This window comes from Pseudomonas sp. SBT1-2, from assembly GCF_028640875.1.
Classification (GTDB): domain Bacteria; phylum Pseudomonadota; class Gammaproteobacteria; order Pseudomonadales; family Pseudomonadaceae; genus Aquipseudomonas; species Aquipseudomonas chlororaphis_I.
Map to the genome: position 1 here is coordinate 114,660 of NZ_JAQZAA010000082.1, position 13,030 is coordinate 127,689.

At 63.0% G+C, this 13,030-nt stretch carries 8 protein-coding genes; 2 read left to right on the top strand and 6 right to left on the bottom strand.

Annotated elements, in window-relative coordinates:
* Positions 1-43: 43 nt before the first annotated feature.
* The 6 genes from PVZ78_RS15835 to leuC all read right to left on the bottom strand — a co-directional run bounded on the left by PVZ78_RS15835 (position 44) and on the right by leuC (position 8,601).
* Complete coding sequence (locus PVZ78_RS15835) at positions 44-2,653, bottom strand: FimV/HubP family polar landmark protein (protein ID WP_210532789.1); 2,610 nt, start codon at positions 2,651-2,653, stop codon at positions 44-46.
* A gap of 202 nt (positions 2,654-2,855) precedes the next feature.
* The gene (locus PVZ78_RS15840) at positions 2,856-3,866 is read right to left on the bottom strand and encodes an aspartate-semialdehyde dehydrogenase (RefSeq protein ID WP_257374363.1); all 1,011 of its coding nucleotides are present in this window, start codon (positions 3,864-3,866) and stop codon (positions 2,856-2,858) included.
* Between the two features lie 184 nt (positions 3,867-4,050).
* The gene (asd, locus tag PVZ78_RS15845; RefSeq protein WP_007921989.1) at positions 4,051-5,163 is read right to left on the bottom strand and encodes an aspartate-semialdehyde dehydrogenase; all 1,113 of its coding nucleotides are present in this window, start codon (positions 5,161-5,163) and stop codon (positions 4,051-4,053) included.
* Between the two features lie 54 nt (positions 5,164-5,217).
* Positions 5,218-6,300 (bottom strand): 3-isopropylmalate dehydrogenase, encoded by a 1,083-nt coding sequence (gene leuB / locus PVZ78_RS15850; RefSeq protein ID WP_273828935.1) that lies wholly within the window; start codon positions 6,298-6,300, stop codon positions 5,218-5,220.
* A 227-nt stretch (positions 6,301-6,527) separates the two neighbouring features.
* The gene (gene leuD, locus PVZ78_RS15855; protein ID WP_273828936.1) at positions 6,528-7,172 is read right to left on the bottom strand and encodes a 3-isopropylmalate dehydratase small subunit; all 645 of its coding nucleotides are present in this window, start codon (positions 7,170-7,172) and stop codon (positions 6,528-6,530) included.
* 10 nt (positions 7,173-7,182) lie between these two features.
* Entirely contained in the window at positions 7,183-8,601 is a 1,419-nt protein-coding gene (gene leuC / locus PVZ78_RS15860; RefSeq protein WP_009043027.1) for a 3-isopropylmalate dehydratase large subunit, read from the bottom strand.
* A gap of 145 nt (positions 8,602-8,746) precedes the next feature.
* Between leuC and PVZ78_RS15865 the strand changes: the two genes are divergently transcribed.
* Both PVZ78_RS15865 and PVZ78_RS15870 read left to right on the top strand, forming a co-directional pair.
* A complete protein-coding gene (locus tag PVZ78_RS15865) occupies positions 8,747-9,637 on the top strand; it encodes a LysR family transcriptional regulator (protein ID WP_009048097.1) in 891 nt (296 codons plus the stop codon).
* An 81-nt stretch (positions 9,638-9,718) separates the two neighbouring features.
* Positions 9,719-12,997, top strand: a complete 3,279-nt coding sequence (locus PVZ78_RS15870) for an EAL domain-containing protein (protein WP_009048096.1) — start codon at positions 9,719-9,721, stop codon at positions 12,995-12,997.
* Positions 12,998-13,030 lie beyond the last annotated feature (33 nt).

Consider the following 13,030-nt stretch of genomic DNA (forward strand, 5'->3'; position numbering starts at 1 on the left):
CGGCAGCCTCGATGGCTGCCGTTTTTTTGCTGCTACCGCTGACTCAGACCAGACGCGCGAGCATTTCCTTGGCTTCGCTTTTCTGACCGTCGTTACCTTCGCTGATGACTTCGCCGAGAATGTCCCGCGCGCCATCGTTATCGCCCATGTCGATGTAGGCCTGGGCCAGATCGAGCTTGGTCGCCACTTCGTCGGCGCCGGAAAGGAAATCGAAATCCCCTTCGTCAGCACTGCCCGCGGCGTCTTCCGCGGTAAAGGTCGGCTCGGCCAATTCCGGCTGCTCAAGGCTTTGCGACAAGCGATCCAGCTCGGCGTTGACATCGTCCAGCTCGGACGCGAAAGCATCCTTGGCAGCGGGCTGGGCATCCATCTCGTCCGCCAGGGACAAGTCGAAGTCCGCAGGCAGTTCAAGATCGTCGAGCGCAGCTTCGGTCACCGTCGGCACTTCGGCAGCCGGCAGATCCTTCAGGTCGTCATCCAGGCTGAGAAGGAAATCCTCATCGGCTTGCGCCGCAGCAGGCAGGTCCTCACCCAGATCCAGGTCGAAATCCGACAGGTCGTCCAGGCTTTCCTTGGCTTCGGTTTGCTGCTGCAGCACCGACTCGAAACTCAGGTCGTCATCCAGCGGGAAGTCGTCCAGCTCGGGCTCAGCTTGAGTCGAAGCAGCAGGAGCAGCCGGTGCCGCTGGAGAGGCCGCCTCCAGATCGTCCAGACTCAGATCGAAATCGGTATCCAGGTCGTCGACAGCCGCTGCCGACGCAGGCTCCTGTGGCTCGTCGAGCAACAGTTCCTTGACGTATTGAGCATCCAGCGCGGCCGCTGCAGCAGCCGCGCCGAGACCTGCAGCCGCCACCGCAGCCATTGCTGGGAAACGGCTTTTCAGTTGCTCGACTTCAGCGTGGTTCTTGCCATTGGCCACCAGCTGACGTTCCTGGGCCACAAAAGCGCTGCGATCGCCCTGATGGCCATAGACTTCCATCAGCTTCAAACGCAACTCGCTACGCTGTGGCTCCAGCTTGACGGCCTCCTCCAGGATCGCCGCCGCCTGGTTCAGGCGACCGCCATCGATATGGGACTGGGCCTGATCCAGCACATCGACCGGATGCTCGACCGCAGCAGCCACCGGCGCCGCGGTCACCATAGGCGCCACGGCTGGAGCTGGAGCTGGAGCTGGAGCTGGAGCTGGAGCTGGAGCTGGAGCCAGCTTGACGCTCGGCGGTGGAACTTCAAGGCCTTCGAAGCTGCTTTCCGGCAGATCCAGGTCCTTGGACAGCTCAGCCTCTTCGGACAGGGCACGCGCCATGCGCAGGTGTTTTTCTGCTTCCAGCTGAGCCTTGCGGCGACGAGCCAGCAACAGCAGCAACAACAGCACCAAGATTGCCCCGCCACCCGCCAGCCCCAAGAGGATCGGGTTGGTCAGCAAGTCATTGAATTTGCCTTCATCGGACGCCGGCGCTTGCGCCTGGGCCGCTTCAGCCGGGGCCTCGCCCGCAGCTGCCGCAGGATCGGTCACTGGCGCTGCCGGGGTCGCCGGCTGCTCGGCCAGTTGCGCCGGCATGGCCGCGGTCGGTTGTGCTGGCGCCACGGCACCCGCCCCTTCCGCCTGCAATTTGGCCAACTGGTCGTTCTTCAATTCGATCAGGCGTTGCAGCTTGTCCAGCTGGCTCTGCAGATCCGTCATGCGGCTTTTCAGCTCGGCATTATCGCGACGGGCCGCATCGAGGCTTTCCTGAGTCACTGCCAGCTTGTTGCTCAGCGCCTGGCTATCGCCAGCCGCACCCTTGCCCCGCGCCTTGCCCGACTCGGCAGACACCAGGCTCAGATTATCCTTGACCGCGCCTTGTGCAGGCGCCTTGTCCGCACCGGCGCGCCGGGTGCCGTCCAGTTGCTGCTGAGCGCCGCGTGGTGCCAGGCGACGCCCCTGACGCCACGCCGTATTCTGCGCGGCGACCTCGGCGATCGCTTGTGGCTGCGGCAGGCTGGTGCTCTGCACGGCATCGGGCAGGCGCAATACCTGTCCGGTTTTCAGCCGGTTGATGTTGCCGTCGATAAAGGCATCCGGATTCAGCGCCTGGATGGCCAGCATGGTTTGCTGGACCGAACCGCCATTACGGGCCTTGGCTGCGATTTCCCAGAGGGTGTCGCGGGCCGAGGTGGTGTATTGGGCAGGTTTGTTGGCACCGGTGACCGGCGCGGCAACCGCTGGAGCCTGCGCCGCGGATTGCGCGGCCGCCTCAGCGGTTTGCGGGGAAAACTTGGACGGATCGAGCAGGACGCTGTAGTCGCGCAGCAGACGGCCATTGGGCCACATCACCTGCACCAGGAACTTGACCATCGGCTCGGAGAGCGGCTGGCTCGAAGTGACCCGCAGCACGCTCTTGCCGTTGGCATTGAGCACCGGGGTAAAGCTCAGGTCATTGAGAAAGGCCTGGCGATCGACGCCCGCCTTGGCAAAATCTTCAGGCGAGGCCAGGCTCGGCACCACCTCGGCGGCGGTGAGATCCTTGACGTCCAGCAACTCGATTTCTGCGACCAGTGGCTGGTTCAGAGTCGACTTCAGGGTCAGCTCCCCGAGCCCAAGCGCCTGCGCCATACCGGAGGACAGCGCCGACGCGGCCGCTATTGCTAACACCAGTTTGCGAACTTGAACCATAGCCTCATCCTTTGTTTGAACATTCCTCGGCCAGCGAGAAGGTGTTGTAGCGCTGCCGTAAGGCATTGCGTGCGGCCTGAAGGGCCGCTTCGCGCGATTATGTCTGCATGCCTTGGAAGAGCGCGACGACAGCTCACCTCCAGCAACCAGCCAAGCATAGCGCCCAGCTAGAATCATTCTGCAAATTGTTGCCAAGTATCTTTTACAGAAGGTCTTTTATCAACAACTCAGCCAGCTGCACCGCGTTGAGCGCAGCCCCTTTGCGTACGTTATCTGACGTCAGCCAGAGATTAAGTTCCGCCGGGTCGTCGATCCCCCCGCGCACCCGACCAACGTAGACCACATCCTGCCCGACCGCATCGCCCACCGCGGTCGGGTAGTCGCCCGCCTCGACCAGCTCGATGCCGGGCGCCGCTTCAAGCGCGGCATTGACCGCGTCCAGGTCGATCGCCGTGGCTGACTGCAGAGTCACGCTATAGCTATCGCCAAAAAACACCGGGGCTTGAACACAAGTGACAGAAATCTTTAATAAAGGCTGCGCCAGCACCTCGCGCAACTCCCGGACCAGGCGTTTTTCCAACAGGGTGTGACCGTGCTCGTCGGGCGTGCCGACCTGCGCCAACAGGTTGAAGGCCATCTGCCGGTCGAAGAAGCGTGGCTCCAATGGGCGCGCATTGAGCAGTTCGGCGGTCTGCCGTGCCAGTTCGGTTACCGCTTCGCGGCCCTGGGTGGACACCGCCAGGCTGGCGGTCAGGTTGACCCGCTGGATCTCGAACAATGCCTGCAAGGGCGCCAGGACTACCGCCAGCGACGTGGCCGCGGCGCTGGGACTGCTCAGTTGAACGGGCTTCTTCAGGCCAGCCAGCACGCGCTCGTTGGCTTCCGGCACCAGATTCGGCGCCTGGGCCGAAGGCAATGCGCCCGACAGGTCGATCACCGCGCAATTGGCCGCCGTGGCCCGCAGGGCGAAGCTTAGGGTCACCGCCGGGCCGGCAGCGAAAAACGCCAGCTGTACCTTGCTGAAATCGAACTCGTCGACCTCGCGCACCCGCACATTTTTTCCACGAAACGGCACCGAATGCCCCGCCGACTCACTGCTGGCCAGCAGGTGCAGGTTGGCGATCGGAAAATCGCGCTCTTCGAGAATCTGGACGAGGGTTTCGCCGACAGTACCGGTGGCACCGATCACGGCGATATCGAAGGACTGGTTCATGGTGCTACCTCTGGCGAAACGGGGGGAGCGGCACTTTACCCGGCGCTTGGGGGCGAGGCAATTTATCAGACCTGACACATCAGACTTTTCGCAAACATGCTCATAGCCAGTAATCAGCAGCGGCTCCGACATAAAAAAGCCCGCGCCTCTTGCAAGGAGCGGGCTCTTTCAACGCATCAGAGGATCAACGCTCGAGCAGGATCCGCAGCATGCGGCGCAGCGGTTCGGCGGCGCCCCACAGCAGCTGGTCGCCGACGGTGAACGCACCGAGGAACTGCGAGCCCATGTTCAGCTTGCGCAGACGGCCCACCGGGATGTTCAGGGTGCCGGTAACCTTGGTCGGGCTCAGCTCCTGCATGCTGATGTCGCGCTGGTTCGGTACCAGCTTGACCCAAGGGTTGTGCTGGCTGATCAACCCTTCGATATCGGCGATCGGCACGTCCTTGTTCAGCTTGATGGTCAGCGCCTGGCTGTGGCAGCGCATGGCGCCGATGCGCACGCAGATGCCGTCGACCGGGATCGGGCTCTTGAAGCGACCGAGGATCTTGTTGGTCTCGGCCTGGGCCTTCCACTCTTCGCGGCTCTGGCCGTTCGGCAGTTCCTTGTCGATCCACGGGATCAGGCTGCCGGCCAGCGGTACGCCGAAGTTCTCGGTCGGGTAGGCATCGCTGCGCATGGCTTCGGCGACCTTGCGGTCGATGTCAAGGATGGCGCTGGCCGGGTTGGCCAGGTCATCCGCCACGGCGGCGTGGGTCGCGCCCATCTGCTTGATCAGTTCACGCATGTTCTGCGCGCCGGCACCAGACGCCGCCTGGTAGGTCATGGCGCTCATCCATTCCACCAGACCGGCTTCGAACAGGCCGCCCAGGCCCATCAGCATCAGGCTGACGGTGCAGTTGCCGCCGATGTAGTTCTTGGTGCCGGAATCCAGCTGCTGGTCGATGACCTTGCGGTTCACCGGGTCGAGGATGATCACCGCGTCATCCTGCATGCGCAGGCTGGAAGCGGCATCGATCCAGTAGCCCTGCCAGCCGGCTTCGCGCAGCTTGGGGAAGACTTCGCTGGTGTAGTCGCCGCCCTGGCAGGTCAGAATCACGTCGAGGGTCTTCAGCTCTTCAATGCTGTAAGCGTCCTTGAGCGGAGCAATGTCCTTGCCCACGGACGGGCCTTGGCCACCGACATTGGAAGTGGTGAAAAACACCGGCTCGATAAGATCGAAGTCCTGCTCTTCCAGCATCCGCTGCATGAGCACGGAACCGACCATACCGCGCCAACCGATCAGACCTACACGTTTCATCGCAACTACACCTATACAAAAGTGGGCCACCGTCTGAGCGGTGGGCCCGAAAGATTACAGATTCCGCAGCGCGGCGACTACTGCATCGCCCATTTCCTGCGTACCCACCTTGGTGCAACCGGCCGACCAGATGTCGCCAGTGCGCAATCCCTGGTCCAGTACCAGGCTCACGGCCTGCTCGATGGCATCCGCCGCGTCGTTCAGGTTGAAGCTGTAACGCAGCATCATCGACACCGACAGAATGGTCGCCAGCGGGTTGGCGATGCCCTGCCCGGCGATGTCCGGCGCCGAACCGTGGCATGGCTCGTACATGCCCTTGTTGTTGGCATCCAGCGACGCCGACGGCAGCATGCCGATGGAACCGGTGAGCATCGACGCTTCGTCGGAAAGAATGTCGCCGAACATGTTGTCGGTGACGATCACGTCGAACTGCTTCGGCGCACGCACCAGTTGCATGGCGGCGTTGTCGACGTACATGTGGCTCAGCTCGACATCCGGGTAATCCTTGGCCACCTGCTCGACCACTTCGCGCCACAGCTGGCTGGACGCCAGGACGTTGGCCTTGTCCACCGAGCAAAGCTTCTTGCCGCGCACACGGGCCATGTCGAAGCCGACACGGGCGATGCGGCGGATTTCACTCTCGCTGTACGGCAGGGTGTCGTAGGACTGACGCTCGCCGTTTTCGAGCTCGCGGGTGCCACGTGGCGCGCCGAAGTAGATACCGCCGGTCAGCTCGCGGACGATAAGGATGTCCAGGCCAGAGACGATTTCCGGCTTGAGGCTGGAAGCATCGGCCAGTTGCGGATAAAGGATCGCCGGACGCAGGTTGCCGAACAGGCCCAGTTGCGCGCGAATCTTCAGCAGGCCGCGCTCAGGGCGGATATCACGCTCGATCTTGTCCCATTTCGGGCCGCCCACGGCGCCCAGCAGGACCGCGTCGGCTGCCCGAGCACGATCCAGGGTCTCGTCGGCCAGCGGCACGCCGTGCTTGTCGATGGCCGCGCCACCGATCACGTCGTGGCTCAGCTCGAAACCCAGGCTGTACTTGGCGTTGGCCAGCTCCAGCACCTTGACCGCCTCGGCCATGATTTCCGGGCCGATACCGTCACCTGGGAGAATCAGAATCTGCTTGCTCATGCTTTCCTCATTTGCTCTGTCGGTGTGCTGGTCGGCACGCCCGGAAAAATACTGTTGCCTGGCCTGCGGCGTCCGTTCACCTGTAAAGAACGAAGCGCTGGCCCGAATATCAAACCGCCATGGCTTTTTTGGCGGTTCCGGCGAGCAAAAAGCTCGCTCCTACAGGTTGTGTGTCCTTTCCTGCCGGAGCGAGCTTGCTCGCGATCACTGCGTCACTTTAACGCCGATCAGGCGTCGCGAAACAACCACGGCTGGCTGGCCCGATGCTTGGCCTCGAAAGCGGCAATCGCGTCGCCATCCTGCAAGGTCAGGCCGATATCGTCCAGGCCGTTGAGCAGGCAATGCTTGCGGAACGCATCGATCTCGAATTTCAACACCTTGCCATCGGGACGGGTCACGGTCTGGGCCTGCAGATCGATCTGCAGCTGGTAGCCCGGCTCGGCCTCGACCTGCTGGAACAGTTCATCGACGTCAGCGTCGCTGAGGATGATCGGCAGCAAGCCGTTCTTGAAGCTGTTGTTGAAGAAGATGTCGGCATAGCTCGGCGCGATGATGCTGCGAAAACCATATTCTTCCAACGCCCAAGGGGCGTGCTCACGGCTGGAGCCGCAACCGAAGTTTTCCCGGGCCAGCAACACGCTGGCGCCCTGGTAACGCTCGGCGTTGAGCACGAAGTCCTTGTTCAGCGGACGCTTGGAGTTGTCCTGGTACGGCTGGCCGACATCCAGGTAACGCCACTCGTCGAACAGGTTCGGGCCGAAGCCGGTGCGCTTGATCGACTTGAGGAACTGCTTGGGAATGATCTGATCGGTGTCGACGTTGGCACGATCCAAAGGCGCGACAAGACCGGTGTGCTGGGTGAAAGCTTTCATGCTGCGCTCCTTAGATCAATTCACGGACGTCGACGAAACGACCGTTGACGGCGGCGGCCGCGGCCATGGCCGGGCTGACCAGGTGAGTACGCCCACCGGCACCCTGCCGACCTTCGAAGTTGCGGTTCGAGGTCGAGGCGCAATGCTCGCCGGACTCCAAACGGTCCGGGTTCATCGCCAGGCACATCGAGCAACCCGGCTCGCGCCATTCGAAGCCTGCCTCGAGGAAGATCTTGTCCAGGCCTTCCGACTCCGCCTGGGCCTTCACCAGACCCGAACCCGGGACCACGATGGCCTGCTTGATGGTCGAGGCCACCTTGCGGCCCTTGGCGATGACGGCCGCAGCACGCAGGTCTTCGATCCGCGAGTTGGTGCAGGAACCGATGAATACCCGGTCCAGCTGAATGTCAGTGATCGCCTGGTTGGCGGTCAAGCCCATGTATTTCAAGGCACGGACGATGGAGTCGCGCTTGACCAGGTCCATTTCCTTGGCCGGGTCCGGCACGTTCTGATCGACGGCCAGCACCATCTCGGGCGAAGTGCCCCAGCTGACTTGCGGCTTGATCTGTGCGGCATCCAGCTCGACCACGGTGTCGAACTTGGCGTCGGCGTCGGAGACCAGGTCTTTCCAGGCTTCGACGGCGAGGTCCCATTCCGCGCCCTTGGGTGCGAACGGACGACCCTTGACGTATTCCACGGTCTTTTCGTCCGCCGCCACCAGGCCCACGCGGGCGCCGGCTTCGATGGACATGTTGCAGATGGTCATGCGGCCTTCGACGGACAGGTCGCGAATCGCGCTGCCGGCGAACTCGATGGCATGGCCGTTACCGCCGGCCGTGCCGATCTTGCCGATCACGGCCAGGACGATGTCCTTGGCGGTCACGCCAAATGGCAACTTGCCCTCGACCCGCACCAGCATGTTTTTCATTTTCTTGGCGACCAGGCACTGGGTGGCGAGCACGTGCTCGACCTCGGAGGTGCCGATACCGTGGGCCAGGGCGCCAAAGGCACCGTGGGTCGAGGTATGGGAGTCGCCGCAGACCACGGTCATGCCGGGCAAGGTCGCGCCCTGCTCCGGGCCGATGACGTGAACGATGCCCTGGCGCACGTCGTTCATCTTGAATTCGACGATGCCGTATTCGTCACAGTTGTCATCGAGGGTCTGAACCTGCAAACGCGAGACCTGGTCGGCGATGGCGCTGATGCCGCCCTTGCGCTCCGGCGTGGTCGGTACGTTGTGGTCCGGGGTCGCGATGTTGGCATCGATGCGCCAAGGCTTGCGCCCGGCCAGGCGCAGGCCTTCGAAGGCTTGCGGCGAAGTCACTTCGTGGATGATGTGACGATCGATATAGATCAGCGCCGAGCCATCGTCGCGCTGCTTGACCAAATGCGAATCCCAGAGCTTGTCGTAGAGCGTTTTGCCGGCCATCAGACGGTTCCTCATCATTTTCTATGCCGCGGGTCTCTGACACCGGTCAATAACCCCTTGGCTTGTGAGGCTGATGCTATGGCGTTACATTAAATAACTCAAATTCATATTTTTTATACTTTGGATAACCAACTGGAATGCGACCATGGACCTGGCCAACCTCAATGCCTTTATCGCGATTGCCGAAACCGGCAGCTTCTCCGGAGCCGGCGAACGCCTGCACCTGACCCAGCCAGCCATCAGCAAGCGCATCGCCGGCCTTGAGCAACAACTCAATGTGCGGCTGTTCGATCGCCTGGGCCGCGAAGTGGGCCTGACCGAGGCCGGACGCGCCCTGCTGCCGCGGGCCTATCAGATCCTCAACGTACTGGACGACACCCGCCGGGCGCTGACCAACCTGACCGGCGAAGTCACCGGTCGCCTGACCCTGGCGACCAGCCACCATATCGGCCTGCACCGCCTGCCACCCCTGCTGCGCGCCTTTACCCGGCGTTACCCGGAAGTGGCCCTGGACATCCAGTTTCTCGACTCGGAAGTGGCCTACGAAGAGATCCTCCACGGTCGCGCCGAACTGGCGGTGATCACCCTGGCCCCCGAGCCCCATGCGCTGGTCAAGGCCACGCCGGTGTGGAACGACCCGCTGGACTTCGTCGCCGCCCCCGAGCATCCGCTGGTGAGCAACGGCACGGTCAGCCTGGCCGATGTTGCCCTGCATCCGGCGGTATTTCCCGGTGGCAACACCTTTACCCACCATATTGTCCAGCGCCTGTTCGAGGCCCAGGGCCTGACCCCGAACATCGCCATGAGCACTAACTACCTGGAAACCATCAAGATGATGGTGTCCATCGGCCTGGCCTGGAGCGTCTTGCCCCGCACCATGCTCGATGAGCAGGTGGCGCGCATTCCTTTACCGGGCATACAGCTCACTCGCCAGCTAGGCTATATCCTGCATACCGAACGGACGCTGTCGAATGCTGCGCGGGCTTTCATGGCCTTACTGGATGCACAAGTCGATTGGCCAGGGACCAAGGCGTAAGCGTCCCGGCAAGACTTATGCCACCTCCTTGATTGCCTGAACCCGCGCCTAACGCTCTTATCAGCCCAAGGCCCGCTGCTCATGCCCAAACCCGCTGACCGTCTACCGCCCATGCCGCGCATTCACGCGCTCGACCCCAAGCAGTCGGAGCAAAGCTGGGAGAGCGCCCCGCAACTGCTCGCCGCACTCAATGGCGCACGACTGGGCGCCTGGTACTGGGACATCGAAAGCGGGCAAATCAGCTGGTCGCGGGGCACCCAGGCGCTGTTTGGCTTCGATCCGCGCCAGCCGCTGCCCAAAGACCTGGAATACCTCGACCTGCTGCCCGAGGAAGATCGCGCCAAAACCATTCGCGCCTTCCATTCGGTACTGGCCGGCGCGCCGCTGGAGCAGGCGATGCATCACCGCATCCGCTGGCCCGACGGCAGCCTGCACTGGCTGGAAATCAATGGCAGCGTGCTGCCGGACAAGCACGGCAAGCCGCGGATGATCGGGGTGATTCGCGAAATCACCCACCAACGCCAGCGGGAACAGGCCCTCAGCAGCTCGGAAAAACGCTTTGCCACGCTGTTTCACCTGTGCCCGAACATGGTGCTGCTGACCCGCCTGGAAGATGGCCTGATCAGCGAGGCCAACCAGTACTTCGAAATCCTCTTCGGCTGGCCGCTGCAGCACGTCATCGGCCGCACCACCCTCGAACTGGGCCTGTGGGTCGACCCGGAACAACGCGCGCAAATGGTCAAGGCGGTGCAGAAGCGCGGCCAGGCCGCCACCCTCGAGGTGCAACTGCGCGCCAGCAACGGGCAGATTCACGATGGCATCCTCAGCGCCCAGAAAGTCGAGCTGGAAGGCCAGGCCTACCTGCTCAGCACCTTCCTCGACACCAGCGAACGCAAGCGCGCCGAACAGGCCCTCAAGGACAGCCAGGAGCGCCTCGACCTGGCGCTGGACTCGGCCCAGCTCGGCACCTGGGACTGGCACATTCCCAGCGGCATGCTCTACGGCTCGGCCCGCGCCGCACAGCTGCATGGCCTGGAGCCGATGCCGTTCCACGAGTCGTTCGATGCGTTTTTCGAGGGTGTGCCCGACGAAGAGCGCAACAGCATGCGCGATGCCTACCGCAGCCTGCGCGAAGGCCCGGCCGGCAATTATCAGTTGACCTACCGCGTACAGCTGGCCGATGGCTCGTCACGCTTTCTGGAAAGCCGTGCCCGCCTCTACCGCGATGAGCAAGGCAACCCGCTGCGCATGGCCGGGACCTTGCTGGACATCACCGAACAGGTCGAGCGCGAGCAACGCCTGGTGACATCCGAGGAGAAGTTCGCCAGCCTGTTCCAGGTCAGCCCGGACCCGATCTGCGTCACGCTCCAGGAAACCGGGCAGTTCATCGAAATCAACTCCAGCTTCACCCAGACCTTCGGCTGGACCGTCGACGAAGTGCTCAACCGCAGCGCCGACGAAATCGGTCTCTGGGACGATTCCGCGCAGCGCCTGCAACGGGTCGAGCAGGTGATCCGCGAACAGGCGCTGAACAACGTCGCGGTGCTGGTCCGGCACAAGGACGGGCAACCCCTGACCTGCATCATTTCCAGCCGGCAGATCACCGTCGACAAACAACCCTGCATTGTCACCACGCTGCGCGACATCACCCAGCAACAACGCTCCGAGGCCGCGCTCAAGGCCAGCGAAGAGAAGTTCGCCAAGGCGTTCCACTCCAGCCCCGACGCCATCACCATCACCGAGCGCGACACCGGGCGCTACCTGGAGGTCAACGACGGCTTCTGCCGGCTGACCGGTTACCGCGCCGAGGAAGTGATCGGCCGCACCGTGTATCAGGTCGGCATCTGGGCCGAGGAAAAACAGCGTTCGATCCTGCTTGCCGAGCTACAGCTCAAAGGTCGGGTCAATCACCTGGAAATGCTCGGCCGCAACAAGCGCGGAGAGATCCTGACGGTCGAGGTCTCGGTCGAGCCCATCACCCTCAACGAAACCGCCTGCCTGCTGCTCACCGCGCGGGATGTCAGCCTGCTGAAAAATGCCCAGGCGCAGATTCGCCACCTGGCCTACCACGACCCGCTGACCAACCTGCCCAACCGCGCGCTACTGATGGATCGCCTGAGCCAGCAGATCGCCCTGCTCAAGCGCCACAACCTGCGCGGCGCCCTGCTGTTTCTCGACCTGGACCATTTCAAGCACATCAACGACTCCCTCGGCCATCCGGTGGGCGACACCGTGCTGAAGATCGTCACCGCGCGCCTCGAAGCCAGCGTGCGCATGGAAGACACCGTGGCGCGCCTGGGCGGCGACGAGTTCGTGGTCCTGCTCAGCGGCCTGGAGGGCAGCCGCAGCGAAGTCAGCGACCAGGTACGGGAGCTGGCCGATACCCTGCGTGAACTGCTGTCCGAGCCGATGTTCCTCGACGGCCAGCGCCTGCAGGTGACCCCGAGCATAGGCGTAGCCCTGATTCCCGATCACGGCTCGACCCCCACCGACCTGCTCAAGCGCGCCGATATCGCGCTGTACCGGGCCAAGGACTCCGGGCGCAACACCACCCAGATGTTCCACAACACCATGCAGAAAGCCGCCAGCGAGCGCCTGCGCATGGAAACCGACCTGCGCCTGGCCCTGTCCCGGGGCGAGTTCAGCCTGCACTTCCAGCCCCAGGTCGACGCCCGCGACAACCGCATCGTCGGCGCCGAAGCCCTGGTGCGCTGGCACCACCCCGAACTGGGGGCGCAATCGCCCACCGAGTTCATCAAGGTCCTGGAAGACAGCGGCCTGATCCTCGAGGTCGGCACCTGGATTCTCGACGAAGCCTGCCAGGCCTTCAGCCAGCTGATCGCCGAAGGCCTGGTGGACCCGCTCGATTTCAGCCTGTGCGTGAACATCAGCCCGCGGCAGTTCCGCCAGAACGACTTCGTCGAGCGCATAGAGCGCAGCCTGAGCCAATACCAACTGCCGTCTTCGCTGCTGAAGCTGGAAATCACCGAAGGCATCGTGATCCAGAACCTGGAAGACACCATCAGCAAGATGCGGCGCCTGAAAAAACTCGGCGTGAGTTTCGCCATGGACGACTTCGGCACCGGTTATTCGTCGCTGACCTACCTCAAGCGCTTGCCGGTGGATGCGCTGAAGATCGACCAGTCCTTCGTCCGCGATGCGACCCACGACCCCAACGACGCGGAGATCGTTCGCGCCATCGTCGCCATGGCCCGCAGCCTGGACTTGAATGTGATCGCCGAAGGCGTGGAAACCGCGGAGCAGCTCGAGTTCCTGCAAGGCCTGGGGTGCCATCTGTATCAGGGTTACCTGCACAGTCGACCGCTGCCGCTGGAGGGCTTGAAAGCCCTGCTGGCCTGAACGGACGACGACACAATCACCAGCCTGACAGAT